Below are 23,065 nucleotides of genomic sequence, written 5' to 3'. Positions count from 1 at the left end.
CACCTTTTTAACTAAAACTTGGGTAATTATTAGAATGTTGTTCCAATTTAGACATAATCATATTTAGAACATCATCATCATTAATATTTGTTGAATTGATTGAATCTAGAGCCTCTTTTTCATATATGGCCATGTACACCAACATGAATGTAACTAAACTTTCTAAATTCGATTGAGCAGCAGCCGGTGTTTCAAGAAGTTCGTTTCCTTCGCCAATTAGACGTTCGATATGAAAAGGAGAAATAAGAATATTTTTAGAAACTAAATGAAAAAACTGATGCTTAAATGTCTGATTAAAGCCAATATGAAAATATAAATTTCCAGCATCATCACAAAGTTCCTTGTCATGTACTGATATTTCCAAATCATCTTCAGCACATAGCTTTGAACAGATTTGTTGACGTAATGCTTGCTTAAATAAATCACTATAGATTGCTGGACCATTTAAAAGTTCATTTGCAATAGTGTTTTGCTGAAGCATAAAAGTTTTGTTGAATGTAGATAGTAAATTCCGCTTACTTGACTCAATAAACAATCGAAATGAAGTACAAGGGAAAGAATCAGTTACTACCAACTCGAACCCATGCATGTCAAAAAAATCACTATTTGACTTCAATATAACTAGTTGAGGACCAAAACCTAATAAAGTACGAATCTTGATTTGTTGCGCCGTCAAATTTTCTAGTGAAATAGATACCAGACAGAGCTCATCATCCATACTATCGGCAATAAATGGTTCTAATTCAGGATCCGGAGTACTGAATAAAGGCAATCGTGTTTGCTCCAGTAAACGTACTACTTGGTTCGATAGTATCGTTACAAAAGCCGTCTCAACATCGTCAGTAAGCTCTAATCCGGTATCTATAAAGCCGGTATGCAAGTGAAACCATTCTTGAACATTTATAGGCGCTTGTTCGAATTGATTGGCCATTAAATCGTAAGCGTTACCAATACAAGCATGCTCTATATTTGGCAGAGCTCTAAACAGAAATGGATTTAGGTTACTTTCAATCATAATGACCTCCATTAACCGGCTTTAAGAAGTTGTTCTTCAAAAAGCTGAGTCCACTTCTCCGGATTAAACTCATCTAATGAAAGGTAATAATCAATTTGCTCTTTAGAAAAGATATTTTGGTTATATAACAGAACAAACGGGAAAAACGCATTCGGCGCTATCGTCTTATTACTCTGCTTAACCTCATTAATTGCATAAATGAGGCGTTCTAACCCATCATTTGATGATAGAGACTGTCTCACATAAATTGCATTAATACGGTCAGTAAAGAGTGATTCTTTTAAATCAATCGTTGCTTGAGGGAATTCAGAATCGATACTTTCACGAATCGTCTTCTCATCAACATCCGGACGGTAATACTCCATTGCAATATTATCAAGTACGGTCTGGAACATCCCACCCTTGATAAAAAATGCCTTCAGCTTAGGATCCGGATGGTTAGCTAAAACGAGAACAAAACGTTGTAGATGATTAATTCTGATCTGGTCCAACTCATGACATATACCTAACAACCCCGAACGATCTGTTAGCACCCAAGCTAAATGATGCGCTCGATGACATAAAGTACAAGCCGGCACAAGATTCGACTCATTATTATTGTTGTGATTTCCATCTAGATGGTGGACCTCAAGAAAACGAAGATCCCGAAAATCACAAAAATAGCAACGATGGTCATGCTTTTTGAAAAAGGAAGAAGAATCAATTTTTAAAGCATGTAAAAACTTCTCAGTATCACCTATGGTATCGAGTTGAATGCTTTTGTTTATCATGATAATCCCCTTAATCGCATATTTAAATTAAGCTGTAGGGAAAGCCGGAGCTCTCCCTACAATACCTCTTAAACGCGCTTAGACGTTGCCAGAGGCAGAGTTCGCAGCAGACCAGTAGAAGTAACCAGCACCCGCTAAAACAGCACCAATCAAGAGCTTCAATCCAGCTTTACCAGCAGTGGCATCTTTACCCGGCTTACCGATATTTAAGAAGTCGATAACACCCATTACGAAAACGATGAAACCAACTAACATTCCCGCATATTGAAGGAATGACATGAATGCATCCATTGCGTTAATACCACGATCACGGATGTCACCCACAGAGTCACCACCTGTTGCTTGTCCCTGACGATTACCACCAGTTAGATTGGTAGTATCTGGAGCCGCAATCGCATTAGTAATACCTAATGAACCCATAGTGAAAGCAACGCCAAGTTGTGCATAGATATCTTGACCAACGTTTTTTACTTTCTGTAAGTTATTGATTTTGCTCATAAAAAATTTTTCCTTCTTTCCTTTTTCCGCCGAAATTGGCTAGGAGTTGGTTTTGGACTGAGTGGATCTACCAGCTCAGATGTTAAAAAAATTAATATTCATTTCTAGGTTAAGCCTATGATTTTGAAAAAGTCTAAGCCAAACCACGACGCTAAAAATGCGTGCACAACTTCAACTTTATAAGCTAACATTCCTCCTATCATGAACATTGTTCCTTGACCTACAGATAATTTGGCAATGCCGTCAGCATTATCGCGCCAGATCCATAGACCACGACCAATGGCTAATAATCCAAAAAATTGTAAAACCCCGATGATTACCAATACTGCTAAGTTGAGCTCGTCTGTATAAGAGCTGCCTGTGTACTGTGTGTAATCGTAATAAGTTACCCCTGCTGGTGTTGTGTCACTAATGAGTGACCCAACGATGTCTAGCAACTGAAGTCTTAAACCCAACGTACAAAGAAACGCTGCGATAATAAGTTTCATCGATGCCCCAAATGCGCTTGGTCGGCGTATTTGAGTCATAAATCGTCCTGCTAAAGCTGGTTGTGAAATTTGAACAAAATCAACCAGCGCATGAAGAAATATGTAAAAACCAGACACTACAAAGAAGTATCGAAGCAATTCGGTAGCTGCTACGAAGAAGAAACCCATATTTTGCAAAATATCTATAGTTTCCATGCGCGCCCCCTATAATCTTGGTCTAGTTTGTAGCTTTGTTACTTAAATGAAGCTTCGCCAGCCATTTCATTTACATCAAGAACGCGATAACCCGTTGGTAGACGTTGGCCTACTCCATATGAGTTATATTGCTTACCGTCAGATAACCAAACACGATTGCCTACAGTCGCTACTACTTCTTGTCCACGTGGTAATGCTTTATTCAAAGCAACACCTTTTTTAGTTTCACGTAATTGCACAATATTTGCGCCGTTGTTTGCGCGTGCATTTTTAATCAATGCTTGATACTGTCCAATTTTAAGTTGCTGATCTTGGGCCAATGTACGTAGTGAATTGTTTTGAGCCTTGAGCTGTGAATTTTCTTGCTCTAACGTAATCACACGTTGCTCATTAAAATTATTCGCCTGATTATTGATATTTGGCGCTACTGGAGCTGGCATATTCAATGGGATCGGCTGTAAACCATTAGCATTGTTGAATTGAATAATGGCGTTTTGTCCGTCCACGGAATAAGCATCAACGTCTTTACCAGTCATATCTTTAACCATCACTGTACCGTTCACTGGATCAGTAGACTTTGGCATCGTTTCTGGCACGGCCACCATTGAATTTTGCGAATATCCAACCGGTTGTTGTGGCTGCATTTGCACTGGTTGTGGCGGTGGTTGATATGCCGTTTGATCTGGAGCTGGAGCTTCAATAGTTTGATCTTTCGGTGGTGCTTTTTTCATTTTTGTTGAAATAAACATGAACGTAAGAACACAAATAGCGAAGATAACTGCGCCAATTAAAATGAACTTATTACGTCTATCAGTCGAATCAACTGGTTGTTGTGCCTGTGTCTGATAGTCAAAATCGTCATCATAATTAGGTTGTTGTGGTTCGTTTGACATTTTTAATTTCTCCAAATTCGATTGTTATTCAGTCACATCTTGGTTAAAGAAAATGTAGAAAACGGTGCCGACTGGAGTGATATATGTCACTTGTTTACGCCCGATTTGCTGAATTTCCTGACTTGCATTTTGGCCAACTTGACCAATGATGTTTCCGGCAATACGCTCACCAGATGGATCCTTAGTCTCAATCACTGTTGCACCACTTGTATAAGTTTGTTGGCCATAAGCTTGGCTATATGCCTGACCGTAACCTTGTGCAATACCACTTGCGATTAATGCACCATAACGCTGTAAAGTATGGCGTTTGATATATGTCGCCATTCCATATGAGCCTTGCAACGTTTGACCCACGGCGTCGATAGAAAATTCTTTGTTCTTACCATCACTCAAGACACGATCAATTTTGAATTGAATATTGTCATTTGACTTAGAAACTGTTCCAAACACTTTGCGGCCTTTTAATGGGCCATTGGTAACTTGTGCAAAGACTTGGTTGCCGTCATCTGTATTCACTTCACCCAATAAACGAGCAATTGAACGAGTTCCGGCTGGAATCAACACTTTTCCGGTTCCGGACTTTTTACCGTTTACTGGATTATTTCCGTTAGCGGAAAACGGCGAAGCATCCTGAGCATTGTTTGCACCGTTACCTGTATTACTTCCGTTTCCGGAATTGTCTGCGCTTGCTGGCGCCGTGTAATAGGTTTTTTGTGCGTATGAACCGGCTTTAGTTTTTTTGTCTTTGCTCTTCGGAATCATATTTCCGTTAGCGTCAAACTCAGCACCCGTGATCTGACCAATCTGTTTAAGAACAAAACTGTTAATTGTTTGTTCTTGCTCTTTATTTGCAGTGATTTGGCGTTGACTTTCTTCATCAAACCAGTTCGCAAATTGATTGTTATTTTGCTCATAATTCGCAGCAACATCACTTACGTAATCTTGTGTTTGAACTGGTATGTATTGAGGTTGCGGTTGGCCTTGCTGCATTCCCTGCTGTTGCATCTGACCTTGTTGTCCTGCCACTGCTGGATTTGCATAAGTTAATTGGCCAGTACTATTCATTAAACCAGCTTGTTGCGGGTTCATAGCGCCGTATTGAGCATTAGATGTTGAAGGTAATACCACTTGACCTTGAGCATCTGTTGGAGCAATAACAAGATTACGTGGTGTATAGCTTTCGCCTTTAGCCGCCGCCTGTCTTGCTAGAATTTCTTCTTGTTTACGTATAGCTGTATATTGCTCTTGTGATACATATTCCGCTTGCTTAGTATTGCTTTGCGGAGCATCCATCTTAATATTTGCCGGATTAATTTGTTCCGGCGCATCCTGTCTGAAGATGAACTTCATGAGGAAAAATAGGATAAGAAGAATTACTGCACCAACAGTTAAGATGATAAAACGGAACACACCGTTTTCACGCCAGTAGAGCTTGAACTTATCACCAAATTTCATATTGATGCGATTATCTGCATCATTTCTTGGTATCCAAGTTGCTGTCTGATTTTCTTCAAACGTCTCATATTCAGGCGTCAAAGGATCCCTGCGTTCAGGATCGGAATTATGAGTCGAGTGAGTCGCTTCATTTTGACCAGTGAATTGCTCTTGCGAAGACTGGATGTCATCTGGTTTATTTGTATTATTTTCAGCACTCATAGCACACCTTAATTATTAAAATACACTGTAGTCGGTTGTCCGTTTCTACTAATCGTTACCTGATTAATAGGATCCGGATAGACATAAATACTTGTGCCGCCTGTTGAACGTGCTGTTGATTTATAACTTGGGTAAAGCACTGTATCGTTACTACGAACAATGTATTGACCGTTAAAATTCCAAGCTTCAACACTTGTATCTGAAGTTCTAATGCGTTCTGCTTCTACTGGAGGCGTACCATCTAGAAATAGTAGTGTCTGACTATCAATACTCGACATAACGCCAGTGGCATTCATATTTGCGCGTAACGAAGAGTTGACAGATGTTGGACTACGCCCAGCTAGTCGCGCATCAATACGCATATCCACTTCATTTTGACCAGTGGCTAAAATGAAAATTACTGGTGTTGATAAACCTTTTAAACGTACTGTCACGTTTCCGTAAGCGGTAGCGGTAAGAGGTTCAATTGAAAATATGTTCGTGTTTTTAGATGAAATATCAGATTTTTCACCTTGACCCTGCCCTTGTTCTGGTCTGTCGTCTGCAAACAGTTCTTTGTTGAACGTAACTTTTTCAATTTCCCACGGATTACCACTCAGATCGCTAAAAACAATACTGGTTAACATTCCCATAGAAAGCCGTAAGACTGGCGGTTGAGCTGCTGGGCTCAAATCAATTGGAACAGAGCGTACAATTGGTCGCGCCGTTGTCGTATATGGTGTAGAAGCATCCCGCTCTTGACGTAAGAGCAGATCCTTGATGTTTTTAACCTGTTGCGGGGTAAGTTCCATACTTAAAATTTCAGCAACAATCTCATCTTTAGTTTTCGCTACACGTACTGGTGGTGGGAACGAATTACCAAAAGTTTGAACATTACCTAAATTAATCGTATTTGGTGGAGGTGTTCCAATATACGAAGGCGCTTCAGCTTGAGCCTGTTGATTATTGGCTTGCTGTTGACCTTGTTGCTGGTTATTCCCTTGAGATTGGTTATTACCCTGTGGTTGAGAAGAAGGCACAGTTTGCTGCGCCGTAGCTTGCTGTTGCTGGCCTGATTGTTGTTGGCTTGGTTCAGCATAAGAACTACCAGCAACGACTAGCGCCATACTCAGTGCAAGATTTTTAAACTTTAGCTGCATCTTGAGACTTCCCTAAATTAATTTTTTGCACGTAAAACGATACTGGCGATACCTAAACCTTTCGGGTTATAGACATCACGTGGCGTAACTTCAACACGAATTTCAGCCATATATTGTCGAGTATCAGCCGGTTGAGATTTACCGTTGAAGTAGTCCATGCGAACTGGTTGCATAACAATCCAGAATCGATTGCCACGACTATCAATGCCATTATTTTTAGCGACTTCAGGTGTTTGCAGCTTAGAAGTTCTAAGGACTAAGAAATTGTTACGGATCTGGTCAATCAAACCTGATTGACGTAGCGTAGTAATGAAGCTTTCACGCCCACGATCTGTGAAGTAACGGCGTAAAGTGTTATTGATATCAGCGTCGGCATTCTGATAATCAAGTGAATAGGCATTTAGCAAACCTTCCGAAGCAAATTCAGCAACATTTACGTCAGTAAATGCAGGATTGTCATTCGGATTGATTTTACAAATTACTTCATTATTGACGGTCTGAAAGTATTCGACTTTTGGCATCAATCCAATAATGCCACCAAGTACTGCAACCGCTGTACCCAACACACCAATACCGATAATGCAGCCTAATAATTGACGACGTTGACTTTTAATCTTGTCTTCAAGTTCATCATTCTTTTTGGCCATTTCGACCAACCCACTATTAACCTGTTCTGGTGTAGTTGGAAAACGAGGTTTAGTTTTCGGGTTCTGATTCTGCTTTTGTTCAGACATTACCTATTCCTTGCTTATTATTGCCGAAAGGTTTTAGTTAGAGGGTTATAAATACAAGGAGTACTTGAACCATCATCAAAAACAAGCTGTTCAAAATTTCTTTTAACAGCGATATAGGCAACTTGTGCAAGTACAACTAATGTCAAAGCAACAAGAACAATAATCTTGAAGTTGATAATGCGCGTAAGCAGATTTGAATAGAACTCTTTAGTTCTAACATCTACATTCAGAGAATTGCGAGGATTCCCCCACGTACTGTATTCATCTGAAGAAGAAGACAGTTCAATGTCTTGTTGTTGTGACTCTTTCATAGTTCTCATCTCGTCATTATTAAGGCACGAGCTTGAATTAAACTGCACATCTAGTGTCAGTTGCTTATAGTGGCTATTGTCTTAGTATTTTTAAAAATCTGCAATATCTTTTTTTTAAAATTACCCAAGAAAATAAAAATATTTCAGAAAACTTTTTAGTTTTAAAAAATTTATAGTTTCTAATTATAAATAGCTTGCACAAAAAAACCAGCTTTAAAGCTGGTCTATTTTTAAATTATCACGGCGTATGAAGCTGTGTTTCCGTGTACGGACCTATTTCCGTTTCCTGTATTCCTCCGCTTCCGGAATTAGTCCTTTCATCTTTCATAACTGAAAACTTAATATTCGCCGTGTCCGGACCCAAGCCCGTTTACTGTATTTTTCCGTAGCCGGAATTGGTACGCCGTGTCTATGTAATGTTCCTAATGAGAACGGCTTATCCTACTTTGATTTCTTAATACACTTAACCTCGACGTTGCATGTACTTCTATAAACTTGGTTTAGCTGAGAGGTATCTACTGGAGCTGATATAATCTTAAATTTGGTGGGATCATTTTCATATTCACAAAGTAGCTGGGATAGAAAAATACTTTTTTCAGCTTTCGGTTTGCCTAATTGCATTACTGATTTCATAATAAAGTCCTATTAAGTTATTTATGTAATTTATTTGCCAGAATCAAACAATTGAATAAGTTTGATTAAATTAAGTAGGGCAAAACCACCGAAGAAAATAAAAATGACCAACATAAATACACGGGAAAAGAGCGCTTCCATAAAAGCTTCAGATAACTGATGTATTTCCTCAGAAGTCATATTAAAACTTAGAACTGAGAGCTCCCCAGAGGCAAAGAGGTCCCACGTTGTTAACCCAAAAGCAATTAGCGCAAAAATGCCAAAGACTTGAAATACCCTGTCCTCGATACTTTTAATACGTGGCTGTGACTTATTGTGCTTGATAAGCATTGGTTTATATTCGTTTGACATATTCATTTAGAATCCTCCACCAGAGATACACCCTGCCAATTTATGATTATCAGTCAATGCAATTAAATTTGTATTTGCATTCTGTTTATGATCACCAGAATGGCTATCTCCTAGCATTAGATAAAAAGCATCATCTTGAATGTAGTAAGAGGCATCTGGATAAAGAATCCGAACATCATCAATAACCTGTTTTAACGCCGTCATTGCTTTAGCGAATTTGAATTGCAAGTTCGGATCAAACTCATCGAGTAATTCTACTGCTGTCACATTTTGTTTTTCGATGTGTTCAATAACATCATCTGTTTTCATTTAAGCCACCTATATAAATTAGGGCTATTGGGGAGAGCCTTTATCCGTCCACGGCGGTAATACCGTTTACTGTATGTTAGTCCGAGAACGGAACTAAACCGCGCTATAAATACAAACTTTCATTTATGAAACTTTTTTAAACTCTTTTAAAATTTTTAGCTTGGCTTCTTTATATTCTTTATCACTGGCTTGAACTGTCATCGATGGCAATTCAGAGTCCGTGAGGTATGTATATTCAGCCTGAGTGATAATCCCATCATCCAACGCCGTGTGAAGCCGTATTTCAAGCTCATCTCCAGCCTTACTATTTTTAACATGCTCATACATTTCATTGAGTATGTAGTAACCCTTATCATCAACCTCAACTTTGTAACTCCTAGCTTTGAAGTACTGAGTAACGATGATCAGTGCAATTACTATTATTACGAGCCCTATAAATAGTTTTTTCATTAATTGGCCTCTATTTATGAAGGTTTAAATTCATCAATAAATTTTTGTTTTGCCTCTTTGTATGTTGCTTTTTCAGCATCAGTACTAAGATCATAGTCAGGCTCTTCTCCGGTTATAGATACATATTCATTGCCATCTATTATGCCATCAGATAATGCTTTGATGATTTTTGACCGCATCTCATCTCCAGCATGACTTGCCTTAACAAAGCCATATTCGCTACTCAGACGAAAATAAGCTTTATCGCTGATCTCTTTTTTGTGAATGTCTTTCATATTTGATTTCAATGAAAGATTTAAAAAATACAAAGTACATAAAACCACAATTATGATTAGGGGTATCTTCATTGCTGCTCAACCGCCGTATAAATAATAAAAAAATGAGAGTGGCCCACCAATCACAATAATTATGATAGCCGCCAGCAAAAGTCTCGCTTTCATATTACCACCGATTTTTTAAAAAAAGATATATCTATTTTTTAAAAATTACCGGAATACATTTTTAATTACAACAGATCATCTAAATCTTTATCTGATAAAACCGAATTTAATACATCTTCTTCAGTGAGCTGTTTGGTTTGATTAAGTTGTTGCTCTCTCATTCTGACTTTTTCCAGACTAAATTTTGAAGTTCTAAACATAGGTTTATCACCCCAACCCTTACCAGCCACACCATAGTGTCTTGACGCCGTTTGAACACTTGCATGCCCAAACCAACCTGCGACCTCTTCTTCTTTCCACTTATATTTTTTCCGATTGGCTACCGCTTGATGGCGTGTACTGTAAATCGTAGCATTTGCTTTATTTGAAGCTAACTCTTCAGGTAAACCAAACTTTTTCTTTTCATAAAATTCATTGCTCATATCTTTTAATTTACGTTGCAATGAATCCATCACACTTTGACATAGTGCATATTGAATCGTGCCATAACGATCAACATAACTCTCAATTACCACGGCGTTATAAGCACCCAATAAGGCAGCCATTTTTCCGTGATCGGTATTTCTACCCGTTTGCTGTATTTCACCGGCAACTGAATTAAATCCGAAGTCGGTCAACTCTGGAGCTGGCGCAGTAGAAGCAGTAGAAATGGCTTGATTTGTCCCACCCCCCTTTATTCCGGCAACGGCGTTAATTCCATCAACTGTATTATTTCCGTCTATGGCCTTTATTCCGTTTACGGTATCTGGTCCGTTCGCGGAAGGTAATGCGCCGTGATCACTTCCATCAACTTTATTTATTCCGTCTACGGTCTTTATTCTGTCTACGGTATTTATCCCGTTTACGGAAGAATGAGCGCCGTCTTCAATCACTCGCTCATAATTAAATTCACCACCTCCAGCTTTATTGTCGTCAGTCGTATCCTGGCCATGTCCGGACGATATTCTGTTTACGGTATCTGGTCCGTTTATGGAAGGTAATGCGCCGTTTGTTCTATCTTCAATATTTTGCTCAAGTTCGTTTTCAGTAGAAATCCAGTTTACGGTTTCTCCAGTTCCATTCACAGGTTTTATACAGTTTACGGCTTCTATACAGTTAACGGTTTGGGAACCTTTCCAATGAATGAACTCAAATTCAAAACTGTCTGGCTCTTTACTTGCGATGTAGATTTTATAAGTTTCATTAGTCTCTCTACTTCTTTCAGTTAAGAACTTTCTAGCTCTTGCCTCCAGTTCTAAATCGAGCAATCTCTTAAACCCAAGTATTGCCCTTAATTGATTCTTAAGCTTGATTGAATCAGGCTCAATCATATTAAGAATCCTTATGTCGCCGTTCGCTCTACCCTGAGTATTTTTTGCATTATCGACCACAAGAGATAAGCATCTCTCTTCAACATCACATGCCAACCTTAAGCTTTGCCACTCCACTGGCCTCAATCCAATCATAGTATTTGCTTCTATAAACAGCTTTAACATCAATCCCAAATTAGACCTGTTCAAATTAAAACTGCTGCCTAACACAAATTCATAAAGATCTTTTGGAAAGTACTTGAGCTTCGAACTACTAGAACGGTTCGGCTGTTTCTTATCATCTGTCGCCTCAACAGCTTTCAAACTTTCAAAAAGCCTTGCCAGCTTAGGCAAAGCTACAAGCTTCTCACCATCCCTCTTTTGTTCACTCAAGATCACTCCCATACGATGAATAAGTGCAGATCGATAGTGTCTAAAAGTAGAGTTTCGCAATTCATTATTTCCATATTCAGAAATAAGATTATTTACTACTGTTTCCAACGTATATTCGGGATTAACCAAAACTTGATCTTCTAACCCATATTGTTTTAATAGTTTTTTCCAAACATTGGTATATCTGATTATTGTTTTCTCAGAATAATCAAATACACGTGTCTCCAAGCCTTTAATACTTTTTGGATATTTTTTTGCATTGAATTCTAATTCCGAGCCAGCTTTCATAATTCAAACACCACGATAACTTTTAATTTATTACATCTATCAGATACGGAGTGTTGCTCAACTGCTTTCACTTCGTTCTAGACCATGTCTCATCAGATTGCAGTTTTGCTTAAAAACTTACCGTTTGCAACACTCCTTGCTCGTTACCCATCCTTAACTTTATTAAATTCCACTTTTGAGCTATCACTAAGTACGTTCATTATCCTGTAAGCAGATATCACTCGCAACCTAACACGTGATGCAACATGTAATTTATTTTTTTTAAATTTATCGAAACGTATAAAAAAGATTTATTGATCTTTAAATTTTAAATAATTAATCTTTGAAATTTTATTTTTTAAAACTATACATTTTTAATAATTATATAGAAAATTATTCATTCTTATATTATTCGATAAAAATTGTCTCATATACATAATTAATTTGCATTATAAAAATAAAATAATATTATATAATTCAAATAATTTTATAAAATTCACCATGTTATATACCACGCTTTACATTATATAACTTTCAATTTTGATTTTAATTAGAGACTAGCCTTGTCCACCTTTGTCCAAATATTTTAACTGTTTTACTAATTTGTGAATTTCTTTAAATTTAATTACAAGTTTCCAAATTTATTTGGAATTAAATTCTTTTATTTCATTACATTTCATATTTTTTAGATGAAATTAACTAGTTATTTAATTTTTTAAAGAATTTTCGTCTTTTCTCGTCTTAGAAACTGTTCACAAATTAACCTTACCAGCTCAACTAGCAATAACTTTTGATTTGACGTTTTTGGTTCGCAACTTATATGAACTTAAGACCGCTTATTCTTCTTTTTTATTTTTTAATACTATATATTTTTTAAAATTTAGAATTTATACTTGTTGCTACAAGCCGAAGCTGCCTTGAGCACTTCTACTAACAATAGCAAACACTAGGTGTAATTATGAAAATAGTACCTTCAATTCGTCGTTCACTCACTGTTCTTTGTATCTCTGTTGCCACTTTGACTGGATGCCAAAGCTACTACTACGTTCCAAGCCCTAAATTTGATGTTGAATCGCCTTTAGGTATTTTGAGTCAAGCTGCTCAAGATGCTGTAGCCGAACAACAAACTTATGCCCTAGATAAAAAAGCCTTTAACGAAGATTTAGCTTTACGCCAACGTAGCTTTAGAACTGACGTTATTCGTGTTGACTATGTCGGGGAACCTCAGACCCTCCTTCAAAGTGCAGCTTATCACTTCGGATATCGCTTTATTGAAGCTGGTAACATTCATCAGCTCCCAATCGTAAACTTCAGCAAACGCAAATTAACTGGATTTGATCTCATTAAAGATGTTGGCTTGCAACTTGGTAACTCTGCAACTGTTGATGTAGATGAAAATGATAAAACAATCACATTGATCCATCGTTAATCAAATGAACCGTCATTTAAATAAAGATAAGGATTAAGACTATGGCAGATTTACCTAATTACCAATATTACTTGCAGCAATCACCAATCATCATTTCTCAAGATGACTCTGCAAAACAAGCTGAAAGCTCAGCCCGACTTGAATCAATCAAAACACTAGTACATGAAGCAGCTACACGAAATGCATTACGTGCTCGACTGACTGAAATTGATAAAGTCGTTTACAACCCAAACAATGTACGCAAGCTTGATTCTATTTACGACTTTCAGCGTTTAATGATTAATACTGTTGTTGTTCCCCCTGTCATTGTTCAGGCAAACAATATTAGTGATGTTCAAAACCCTCGTACACTTTCAGTGCTTGGTGTCCGTTATGAAATTAAAGAAAATGCTCGTTTCTCACATACCCCACCAAACTGGCGTGACTTTTTACAGTTTAATGTGAAGAGCTATGAAATCGGTGTGGACGCCTTACCTAACGAGTTAAAACCTAAAAATAGTGCCGAAGAACGTGCTTTTAAAGAAGCAATGAATAAAGGAATTGAAGATGGTGTTCGTGAAGCAGACGCTATTTTCAAGCATCAATTAAACCGTCTCAACCAAACATATAAAGGAATGATTGCATTCCATCGTTTTGTCATGGACGGGAAAATTACGATGCCAGCAATTGCTCGTCGGGATATCGCCCTTACTGGTAACGGCAATACACTTATGTTGAACCAGACCAACTTTGAGATTACTTCTTTACCTCAATTTGTGAACAACACTAAATTGTGGAATAGCCGAATTTTAAGCATCAAAGAACGTTCAGTCGTTAAGGATCCGGTTGAAACACCTGTTGCGATTGAAACTCAACAATAAAAGAAACAGCTTATGAATGTTTATGCTAGAGATACCGTCGCTGAAGAGCCCAAAGCTGAACACCCCTATCAAATGTTGCGACATGAAACAATTGATTTGGATAACATCAGCATAAATTCTGAAGAAGATGTGCGTAAAATCTTAACTGTTGCTAATGCTTTTAACGCGAGTGACGTATTGATCAACTCCGGTAGACCAATACTCATTCGTCGTTACAATAAGCTTTATGCATTAACTCTGAAGAACCTTAAAGATGTTGAGCTTAATATGTTTTTAACCATTATTAATGGTAATGAAGCACTAAGCTCAATTAAAAAAGGGAAAGGTTTAAATTTCGCGTATAACTGTAGCGCATTTCAAGATCGCAATTCGAAAAGTGGTAAAGGGTATATAACTACACAGAATGATGAAAGCTGGTTACATGTGAATGCAGTGGAAAAAGAGAAAATCATTTTCCGCTGTAATGTGAGTGCCTGTAATGATAGAACTGGCAACTCTTCCTTTCAAATTGTTCAACGTATTATTCCATCTGATCCACCTACCTATGATCAAATCGGCCTAACTGAAGAGTTCGTTCTAAAAGCCATTCCGAGACTAGGCATCACTTATGTTGTTGGTGAAACTGGTCACGGAAAATCAACAACATTAGCTTCAATGGTTCGTTACGTATATGAAGAAGATACACATATTCAGGGCAATATTATTACTCTTGAAGAACCTATCGAATTCAGATACGACGGCATTAAAAGTAAGCATTCAATCATTGTTCAAAGTCAGATACCTGAACATTTCATGACTTTTGGCCTAGCTGTAAGAGAAGCAATGAGACGTAAACCAGCACTACTACTAGTTGCTGAATTACGTGACCAAGAATCTTTCTCTGCTGCAATTGAGCTCTCAAAGACGGGACACCCCGTTATGTCAACAATCCATAGTAACGATGTTGCAAACGTACTACCTCGTATCATGGATTTGGTTCCACCAGACCAACAACATCGTAAATTAACCGAAACTATCTCTACAGCACATGCATTTATTGCTCAGCGCCTCGTTGAGACGCCAGAGGGGAAATTAATAGGTGTACGAGAACACCTCTTTTTCTCTAAATCCATTCGTAATGACCTTTTGGATCTGGCTATTCAGGCCGGTGGGTATGGACTTGTTATCCAATACATTCGAAAGATGATGAATGACAATCCACAAGGTACAGAAAACTCATCACCAAATTTTGAAAATCAGGCTAAAGATTTATTGAATAAGGGACTCATCAGCAAAAAAGGCTTTGATGCCCTTATAGCCTAGTTTTGGAGTTAAATATGGAAGACAACAATAATTTCATAGATTGGGGTAAAGCTTCAAATAACCCTAGTTTAAAAGGCATTAACCCTATAGCCCTATTTCTTATCGCTTTCGGATGTTTGTTTTGGAATATTTCAAAAATTCCGATAATCGTCGGTATCTTTGCTGTCCCGATATGCTGGCTAATCGAGAACTATTTAAAAATGCCATACAAGTATTTTTTCCAGCTCATTATCGGCTTTTTCTTCGGAAAAATTAAATCTCCCAAATAATTAAAGGAAATAGATATGAAAGGTTATAAAACTTTGACAGTTGGCGTCGATGATGGCCATGACGGAATCAAGATTTATTGTGGTGAAGTGGGTAAATCATTTCGTCTACCAAGTCGAGTAGCCAATGGACGCACCATTATTGGTGATACCGATGAAGTAAACAAACAAATCATTCACGTTAATGGCAAGTATTTTACTGTCGATGAATTTACAAAAGAGCATATTGATACACGTACTGAAGATTATCCGCTAAGTGATGCGAATGTCGCACTTGTGCACCATGCTCTTCACCAAGCTTTTGATGGCCAATACCGTAAATTTAAAATTGCAACTGGCTTACCATTAAATCGGTACTACGGTGGTAAAGACAAAGCTAAAAATGAGAAGTTGATTGCTGACAAAACTCAAAATCTATTGATTAATAAGGATTTTAACAACCCTACTGTTTACAATCTTTATGAGCACGACAAAAAAAATGATCCTTTGCAAATTTTAAACCATATCGTTCTTTCTGAAGGTCAATGTGCTTATTTTGATGCTCTCATGGATGATAATGGCAAACGCTCAAGTATGTATGAAGATTTATGGGAAGGTGGTTGTGCAATTATCGATATTGGTGGTCGCACTACCGATATTGCAATGATCAATCCCCGTGGCGGCACCATGCAAGCTTCTCGCTGCGACACTCTAGATGTAGGGATAATTACTTTAAAAAATAAGGTAAGTCAAAATCTTAAGGAGTTTTTCGGGCTTTCTTCAAATATTACAGATTGGCGACTCTCTAAAGCCTTGAAGACCGGCATTTATAATCATGGCGGGAAAGATCACGATATTTCAAAAATCTTAAATGCTGCAAAGGTTGAAATCACTGATCAGATTGAAAACTCTATCAAAGTGAATGTGCAAGACGGTCAAGATCTAGGAGCAGTGTTGCTCGTTGGTGGAGGTTCAATCACGCTTGGTGACGAGCTACTTAAACGATTCAACTATGATAACTGGCACCTTGTAAAACAGCCTGAATTTGCGAATGCACGTGGCATGTATAAATGTGCAAAGTATATTTCGAAGCTTTGATTTGAGGTGACTTATGCCTCAAAAACACCGGTTAAGAATCTCTGTTAGTTTAGCCAAGCTACCTAAGCGCCAACGTGATTTTTTGGACAAGTTTAAGAATATAAAAGAGATTGATGTGCATAGCTTCTATGCACATCTCATTTCATATTTCTTTTTTCATCCTACTAAATCACTTCAGTTAATTGGAGCCGTTGGAAAAAATGAGAGCAAAATTGCCCTTAACTTTCATCATGAGGCGCTTGTTAAAACACTTACTGGTAAAACTCAATATCAAAGAGAGCTTTATTGCCTAACCGCTTTATATGAAATGTCCAATATGTTGGCATACAAACTTTTTATGTATTACACGTATGTTACTAATAGGAATTTCAACGAACTGGCAGCTCTTGAGAATCAATTTTTTGAATTGGGAATCTCTGCATTCCTTGATGATTTTATTGAGCTTACGAATGAAACGAAGTTTTTCCAGAATATTCAAATCATGGCATCCAGCTTCAATACTGAAAGCACCAGAGCCTTTGCACTTTTAGAAAGTTATGTTCATAGCGAAACTATGATTACAGCAACTAGTCATCCAGATCCTCTACAGAAACCTATCTTAGACGATCTAACTACCAATGCTCTTTCACCCACCCCTGAATACACTTTAGCTTCACCAAAACAAGAAACGATTGATCAAATCCAAAATCCCGTTGATCAAGAGTCCTTCGATGAACAATCAAGTTCAACTATTGAAGACTGGAGTCAGATTCAGGTCGGATAAGCTTAATATAGGCCGTATATGTCAAATAATCATAATGCAAGTCATGGATCTACTGATGACACACTCATTTTGATTGGTGTTTTATGTGTAGGCATCCCTCTATTAGTTTTTGGGGGATGGAAAATTGGTAAAGTGGCAATTATCACAATTACTCGAAACGTGTACGGGTTAATTGAACTTCCATTTTATTACCTTCAATTATTTATTCAAAAGATAACTGGTTCTAACGCTGGTTATCTGGATTTCACAACTAATGCTATTACAAAGCTATGTTATCCGGATCCAAATCACGCAATGAATCCGTTAATGCATTGTACAGCGAATTTAAAAGTAGTTCCTTTTTCCTTTTATTCTGAAAACTGCATTTTTCCAACGATTCTTATTGGAGCTCTCTTAGTCGGCTGGATCTGGTATAAACATGCAATTAATTTGAAATACTTACCGGACACACGCTATGTTCAAGAACATGATCTTGAATCATTAATTGGAGAGCTGGGATCTTATCAGCCACATTTACGCTATATACAACGTTTTATTCAATCCAACTATGCGACCGACAAAGGGTTTTATAGACTTCTTTTATCGCCAAGAGAATTTATCAAAATACATAATCTTGTTTATGGATTCAGAAAATACGAAATTGAAAATGCCGAAGATTTTGATGATTTCAAAGGCTCAAATTCTCCAAAAGATGATGCTTATCCACTGCTAGACCAAAGCAAATTTGAAAAATTGATGATGCATCAACTTGGTCAAATGCTAGATAAACCATCCAATCTAAGCGATGGCGAAATTATTCTTTATGCACTTTTTTTACCAATGGCTTGTGCTACAGATGAACGCATGTCTGATAAAGAGTTCAAAAAAATTAAAGCTCAAAAAGATATGTTACTTCACTACTTTTGGGACAAAGCCATTGAGCACTTAACTTCAGAAAAAGCTTTTATTAATCCTAAAAATTATGAGCCACGTGAATTTAAGTATTTTGAAAGAAAAAGATTACAGAAAATTGTCGAGAGATACTGGAATCACCCTGTAGCTAAAGAAGTCTTTTCAAAGCATGCATATGTACGTACTGCCCTTATTGCACTGATCTATAAAACCAGAACGTTAGGGGTACTTGCTCCATGTGAGCTTCGCTGGTTGAGAAATTATGACCGCACGCTTTGGGCTCTTGTTCAGAATGTTGGTAGACCTAGTGTTTATGTAGAACAACTAGCGGCATTTTCACACTACACCTCAGAAGCTTATTACCACCGGAGAAAGATTTCTCCAGATTTCAGCTATGGATGGAATGGGCTTTTAGAAAGCCTTAAACAATATCGCTACGCCGATCCTCATGTTTATTTACCAGCGCCTCCGAAAGCTAATGAGATCACCGTCAACTAGCAAAAATATTTATTTTTTGCATATATGTTTTTTTTAAAATCAGGTATTATTCTATAAAATAATTCCTTCAAGGTGAATTTTATGAAAACCAAATCACTTGGTAACAGCAATAAAAAATCAAGCTTTAAATTTCCCCATGTTGCTTTGGCAGCTCTACTTGGCTTTGGTGCGGCTGGAGGATGGTTTTATTACGAATCACATAATGTTCCTACAGGGGTAACTTCAAACAGCACAAACCTTTATAGTGAAAATCTTTTTGCTCAAATGAGTAAGCTGGGCCAAGTTTCTAACGTTCAACCTATGGCTGGCGAACTACTTGCTTGGACCATGCTAATTAATGGCCAGCCACAAGTTGTTTTTACAACTAAAGATGAAAAAGTGGTCATTACTGGAAATGCTTTTGATACAGCAACAATGGATAGTGTAAGCCTTCCTATTTTGCAAAAAGCACAACAAGGTGGTGCTCCAGCAAATTCAACCGGAGTTGCTGCACCGACTGGCGGTAACGTAGCTGTTGATTTTGCCGAAATCGTAGGGAAATGGGATAAAGAAGTTCCTCCTTCTATCTCTTTACTAGATAAATTAAAAGGTGCAAAAGAAGGTAATGCTTCAGCAGTTGATACACTGTATATCGTTTTTGATCCTCGTTGTTCAAATTGTCATGATGCCTACCGCGCAACACGTAAATATGTAGAAAAAGGCTTTTCGATCAAATGGATTCCAACCACGCTACTTGGTAAACATGAAGAAGGCGCTAAATTGGCGGCTGCTGTTCTTCGTGATCCAAAGCAACTCGAAAGAGCGTTCTCAAAAGATCCAAATATAGTGGTCAATCCTACTCCTGAAGAGAAGAAGGCCCTTGAAGAAAACGTGCAATTCCTTACTGAAGCAACCGTACAAAGTACAGGTAGTCAAACAATTGCTGTTCCTACAGCATTTTACTTAAACAAAAAAACAGGTGAGCCAAAAATGACTACTGGCTTATCAGATGAAAGCATTTTAGAAATGATTTTCGGAAAAATCTAAGAATTGGCGAAGGCATAACCTATGAAACTGTTTAATAAAAAAGTGTCATTACCTGATACGACTCATTTACCTTCAGTGACTAGCAATGTTCACGAAAAGGAAGATAAAAGTTTTCTGACAATTCAGGTACATACTGATGATAATTGCACAATTCACAATCGTGCTCCCAAATTAGTATCAATTCAACTTCCAGAACTACCATCATTTAATTACGCTTTAGACTTTGACCAAAGTACATTGAATGCAGATCCGGTGCATACTTCAGAGGAAGTACCTTATAAAATTGTCAAATTCAAAGCAGTTCTAGAAATATCACCTTCCTTTAAGAATGAAACTGATGAAACTAAGACATATGAAATTGCTGATATCGACTTCAAAGTCTATCCAAACGATTATGATTCTAAAGCAGATAAATATTTCTTTAACACCCCTGATGAAATTAAAGAGTATTTAAATGGCCAGTGGGAGGATGCATTTAATAGTATCATCTCAACTTATAACTTAAATAATAGAACTTTTGGCAACCAGAATAACGGTGGTGGATATACCCCTATCACACCTTCAGGTCATGCATCTGTATCAACTGTAAGACAGCCAAGAACCTTTTCAATATTTGGCTATGAGTTTTCACTTTTACAGCTCTTCCTAGCCGCTATTGTTTTACTTCTACTTGCATTTATCTCACTATCTTTATGGGGCCATTATGTTAATTCAAAAAATGGCTATGCAAATTCTTCACAAAACCCGTATTCTTCATCTTCAATTGATCAACAAGTTCAAATTGCAGAAGATGTGGTTTCGCGTGTTCAGGGCAAGCTAGGGGTTCCAGCTACCGCCAAAAGCAATGATCTAGGTTGCTTACAAGATAGTTTAAATTAAAAGGTTATTATGGAAAGTAAACAACGTTTAAATTTCTCACTAGATGAGTACTATTCGGCTATTACACATCTGATCGCCTCTAAACCTAAAAAAGAGGCTTCGGACTTTTCCATCTTAGAAAACGGTTTTTTTACTGATGACAAAGAACTGAGTTTAAAAATAACTCGTGGTGAAAAGTCGAACTTGCATAACCCTCTTTCATCTTCAAATAAGCAATATCCCCTTTTCAATGACAATCAATTAGCCGATCTCATTAATTTCTTTGATACTGCTATTTGGACTGTTGAACGTCGTTTACCAGTACAGAGTTATTGTCGAGCGATTTCACAGAACTTTGACCTTATTGTTGACCTAAAAGCTGAATTTGTGATTGCTTTATCAATCCTAAACAATCTCGAATTCTCTAAAATTCAAAGTCAGTTCCATATTGATGGTACTTCTCATCTTATTGATAAAACGCGCCAACTTTCACGGTTGATTTGCGATATCAATGATCCAAAAGTTCTTCAGGATATCGTTGCTCAATGTAATAAGCGTATCGATGACTTGGATACTGCGCCATATATTGAACGAATGGTTGTAACTGGCCATGACCACATTATTAATAGTCTTCAGCTTTACAGCAAAGTAAAGCCGTATGCGAACATGGTTCAAGACGGCAATAGTGATTTTTCGATCGGTAAAACTCTTGATATCCGTAAATGTGATGTAAAGCGCATCCGAAAGATGTCTAATATTGAAGGGCTATTGAATACAGATAATCGTTCAGCAAGAAGTCGTGCACTTAAAACTGATATTGAGAAGATCCTTGATACTCCATCATATAGTTGGGTTTTAGAGCAATCACAGACGCACGGGATCAGTGAACACCAAGCTCTTAAGAAGATTATTAAAGAACATAAAAAGTTCACTTTGAAATCGAATCTAGATTCTTCAGATGAAGATGAGATTGAAAACACTGGTGAAGTAAATGGCTAAAAAGCTACCCCCACATATCGTTGACGCTCTTGAAGCGTTAGAAGAGAATGAAATTGAAAGTGCATCTTTAAATGCACTTCGATTAAGAGCATGGTTGTATTTCATCCGATTCTTAAGTTCTTTTCAAACAAACTATGAAACTAAAAACCCTTACTCTAGTATTCAATTTACACATCACCAAGCAAGTTTGTTTGCATTTGGAATAGATGACAAGAATCCTGAAAATTTCTTGTTATTCGCTCAAGAAAATGACTTTTGGTGGTTAAGTGAAATTGGTATTGAGTATTTTACGTTTATTGAAAAATTCTTGATTATCAAGTTTTTACCTCTAAATTATGTCAATTTAAATTTATCCAGTGAGAATAAGATCCGGATTCCTAGCTTAACTATTAGTATTCCGTTAAGCGACATGTACTATGATCATCTTCAGCAATATATTCCAGCATTCAAAAATGCATATATCGGTAAGATTGGACCTTCTCCGGCTGGTATTAATAAATGGAATATTTCTGAGTTCAGTAATCTTCCTATACCTGTTCGACCACAATTGACTCCAATTAATCGTCAACACGCTTTATCCAACAAAACTTCATTCCTTTAAGATAAAAAGGTGCCGAATGCAGCTTTCTCTAGAATTACTTGAACGAGTATTCCGTTCAAATCAGAATGATCCTAATAAATTTATGAGTAGACTCAAGCAATCACCTAATCCGAAACATGTTTTAGATGTTGTGGCAGCCTCAGAAATGTTGCAGAAAGCTAACTTGCTGATACATGATTTAATGTCGAATGGTCAAAAGCAATCACATATTTTTAAAGAAAAAAAGGAATATGAGAGTAAGGATCAAATCTTCACTTTAAGATCTGATGACGATCCAAATAAATTTTATGTATACGTTTTCCACTTAATTCCTGAAAACTCTCTTACTGTAAAGTTCTCCTACTGCTTAGGTACGCTAAATGCACCAAATGTTTTTGGTCCTGAGTCTGCCTTAAAACTAAAAGGTGTTTTACTAAATATTTTTGAGCTTCACCTCAAGCAAGAATTTATTTTCCCATCTTGGTGTAATGTGTTTTATATCAACAACTTAACCTCAAGAGCAATGCCAAATATTGCCCTCTCTTCTATTGAAGATCAGTTAAGTAACCCATTGGATTTTTTTCCTGATGCGATAGAAACATTAAAAATGTATTCAATAAATATAAAAAACATTGATCTAGATATTATGGATATGTTTGTTAGTTCGGATCAAATGTCTAATTAA

General features: G+C 37.2%; 26 protein-coding genes. 12 read left to right on the top strand and 14 right to left on the bottom strand.

Annotated features, from left to right (window positions below; translation table 11 throughout):
• Positions 1-7: 7 nt before the first annotated feature.
• The 14 genes from NQ782_RS16280 to NQ782_RS16215 all read right to left on the bottom strand — a co-directional run bounded on the left by NQ782_RS16280 (position 8) and on the right by NQ782_RS16215 (position 11,852).
• Positions 8-1,015, bottom strand: coding sequence for a hypothetical protein (locus tag NQ782_RS16280; protein ID WP_000573069.1), 1,008 nt, complete (start codon positions 1,013-1,015; stop codon positions 8-10).
• Positions 1,016-1,026: 11 nt separating this feature from the next.
• Positions 1,027-1,785 (bottom strand): hypothetical protein, encoded by a 759-nt coding sequence (locus tag NQ782_RS16275; RefSeq protein WP_000608872.1) that lies wholly within the window; start codon positions 1,783-1,785, stop codon positions 1,027-1,029.
• Between the two features lie 78 nt (positions 1,786-1,863).
• Positions 1,864-2,283, bottom strand: a complete 420-nt coding sequence (locus NQ782_RS16270; RefSeq protein WP_000036098.1) for a hypothetical protein — start codon at positions 2,281-2,283, stop codon at positions 1,864-1,866.
• 104 nt (positions 2,284-2,387) lie between these two features.
• Positions 2,388-2,810 carry a type VI secretion protein gene (locus tag NQ782_RS16265; RefSeq protein ID WP_225472448.1) on the bottom strand — a complete coding sequence of 141 codons (423 nt, stop codon included), beginning with the start codon at positions 2,808-2,810 and terminating at the stop codon, positions 2,388-2,390.
• Positions 2,811-3,004: 194 nt separating this feature from the next.
• Complete coding sequence (locus NQ782_RS16260) at positions 3,005-3,859, bottom strand: hypothetical protein (protein WP_000064220.1); 855 nt, start codon at positions 3,857-3,859, stop codon at positions 3,005-3,007.
• A gap of 24 nt (positions 3,860-3,883) precedes the next feature.
• A complete protein-coding gene (locus NQ782_RS16255) occupies positions 3,884-5,515 on the bottom strand; it encodes a DotG/IcmE/VirB10 family protein (RefSeq protein WP_001271963.1) in 1,632 nt (543 codons plus the stop codon).
• An 8-nt stretch (positions 5,516-5,523) separates the two neighbouring features.
• The gene (locus NQ782_RS16250) at positions 5,524-6,654 is read right to left on the bottom strand and encodes a DotH/IcmK family type IV secretion protein (RefSeq protein WP_001176129.1); all 1,131 of its coding nucleotides are present in this window, start codon (positions 6,652-6,654) and stop codon (positions 5,524-5,526) included.
• A 17-nt stretch (positions 6,655-6,671) separates the two neighbouring features.
• Complete coding sequence (locus NQ782_RS16245; protein ID WP_000003236.1) at positions 6,672-7,388, bottom strand: DotI/IcmL family type IV secretion protein; 717 nt, start codon at positions 7,386-7,388, stop codon at positions 6,672-6,674.
• A gap of 17 nt (positions 7,389-7,405) precedes the next feature.
• Complete coding sequence (locus NQ782_RS16240) at positions 7,406-7,699, bottom strand: hypothetical protein (protein WP_000665168.1); 294 nt, start codon at positions 7,697-7,699, stop codon at positions 7,406-7,408.
• Between the two features lie 663 nt (positions 7,700-8,362).
• Positions 8,363-8,689, bottom strand: a complete 327-nt coding sequence (locus NQ782_RS16235) for a hypothetical protein (RefSeq protein WP_001057326.1) — start codon at positions 8,687-8,689, stop codon at positions 8,363-8,365.
• Positions 8,690-8,992, bottom strand: a complete 303-nt coding sequence (locus NQ782_RS16230; RefSeq protein ID WP_000845226.1) for a hypothetical protein — start codon at positions 8,990-8,992, stop codon at positions 8,690-8,692. It abuts the gene before it with no gap.
• Between the two features lie 123 nt (positions 8,993-9,115).
• On the bottom strand, positions 9,116-9,442 hold the full coding sequence (locus NQ782_RS16225; RefSeq protein WP_000732369.1) for a hypothetical protein: 327 nt from the start codon (positions 9,440-9,442) through the stop codon (positions 9,116-9,118).
• Positions 9,443-9,456: 14 nt separating this feature from the next.
• Entirely contained in the window at positions 9,457-9,717 is a 261-nt protein-coding gene (locus tag NQ782_RS16220; RefSeq protein WP_000651695.1) for a hypothetical protein, read from the bottom strand.
• 230 nt (positions 9,718-9,947) lie between these two features.
• Complete coding sequence (locus NQ782_RS16215) at positions 9,948-11,852, bottom strand: hypothetical protein (protein WP_000643578.1); 1,905 nt, start codon at positions 11,850-11,852, stop codon at positions 9,948-9,950.
• A gap of 937 nt (positions 11,853-12,789) precedes the next feature.
• Here NQ782_RS16215 and NQ782_RS16210 point away from each other — a divergent pair.
• From NQ782_RS16210 to NQ782_RS16155, 12 genes are all read left to right on the top strand, one after another.
• Entirely contained in the window at positions 12,790-13,260 is a 471-nt protein-coding gene (locus NQ782_RS16210) for a DotD/TraH family lipoprotein (RefSeq protein ID WP_000706892.1), read from the top strand.
• A 41-nt stretch (positions 13,261-13,301) separates the two neighbouring features.
• Complete coding sequence (locus NQ782_RS16205) at positions 13,302-14,120, top strand: type IV secretory system conjugative DNA transfer family protein (protein WP_000774465.1); 819 nt, start codon at positions 13,302-13,304, stop codon at positions 14,118-14,120.
• A 12-nt stretch (positions 14,121-14,132) separates the two neighbouring features.
• Positions 14,133-15,422, top strand: coding sequence for an ATPase, T2SS/T4P/T4SS family (locus NQ782_RS16200; RefSeq protein WP_001103687.1), 1,290 nt, complete (start codon positions 14,133-14,135; stop codon positions 15,420-15,422).
• A gap of 14 nt (positions 15,423-15,436) precedes the next feature.
• Entirely contained in the window at positions 15,437-15,691 is a 255-nt protein-coding gene (locus tag NQ782_RS16195; protein ID WP_000389972.1) for a hypothetical protein, read from the top strand.
• Between the two features lie 15 nt (positions 15,692-15,706).
• Positions 15,707-16,765 carry a ParM/StbA family protein gene (gene parM / locus NQ782_RS16190; protein WP_000679487.1) on the top strand — a complete coding sequence of 353 codons (1,059 nt, stop codon included), beginning with the start codon at positions 15,707-15,709 and terminating at the stop codon, positions 16,763-16,765.
• Between the two features lie 13 nt (positions 16,766-16,778).
• Positions 16,779-17,528, top strand: a complete 750-nt coding sequence (locus NQ782_RS16185; RefSeq protein WP_001135704.1) for a hypothetical protein — start codon at positions 16,779-16,781, stop codon at positions 17,526-17,528.
• 18 nt (positions 17,529-17,546) lie between these two features.
• Positions 17,547-18,917, top strand: coding sequence for a hypothetical protein (locus NQ782_RS16180; RefSeq protein ID WP_000069415.1), 1,371 nt, complete (start codon positions 17,547-17,549; stop codon positions 18,915-18,917).
• Positions 18,918-18,998: 81 nt separating this feature from the next.
• Positions 18,999-19,943 (top strand): hypothetical protein, encoded by a 945-nt coding sequence (locus tag NQ782_RS16175; protein WP_000851072.1) that lies wholly within the window; start codon positions 18,999-19,001, stop codon positions 19,941-19,943.
• A 21-nt stretch (positions 19,944-19,964) separates the two neighbouring features.
• On the top strand, positions 19,965-20,822 hold the full coding sequence (locus NQ782_RS16170) for a hypothetical protein (protein WP_000765384.1): 858 nt from the start codon (positions 19,965-19,967) through the stop codon (positions 20,820-20,822).
• A 9-nt stretch (positions 20,823-20,831) separates the two neighbouring features.
• Positions 20,832-21,800 carry a hypothetical protein gene (locus NQ782_RS16165; protein WP_000444265.1) on the top strand — a complete coding sequence of 323 codons (969 nt, stop codon included), beginning with the start codon at positions 20,832-20,834 and terminating at the stop codon, positions 21,798-21,800.
• Positions 21,793-22,401 carry a hypothetical protein gene (locus NQ782_RS16160; protein ID WP_001085265.1) on the top strand — a complete coding sequence of 203 codons (609 nt, stop codon included), beginning with the start codon at positions 21,793-21,795 and terminating at the stop codon, positions 22,399-22,401. The genes NQ782_RS16165 and NQ782_RS16160 overlap by 8 nt, the downstream gene beginning before the upstream one ends.
• Positions 22,402-22,417: 16 nt before the next feature.
• Positions 22,418-23,065 (top strand): hypothetical protein, encoded by a 648-nt coding sequence (locus tag NQ782_RS16155; protein WP_001177225.1) that lies wholly within the window; start codon positions 22,418-22,420, stop codon positions 23,063-23,065.

It is taken from the genome of Acinetobacter sp. BD54 (assembly GCF_044778325.1).
Classification (GTDB): domain Bacteria; phylum Pseudomonadota; class Gammaproteobacteria; order Pseudomonadales; family Moraxellaceae; genus Acinetobacter; species Acinetobacter baumannii.
This window is presented reverse-complemented; position numbering and strand designations above follow the sequence as displayed.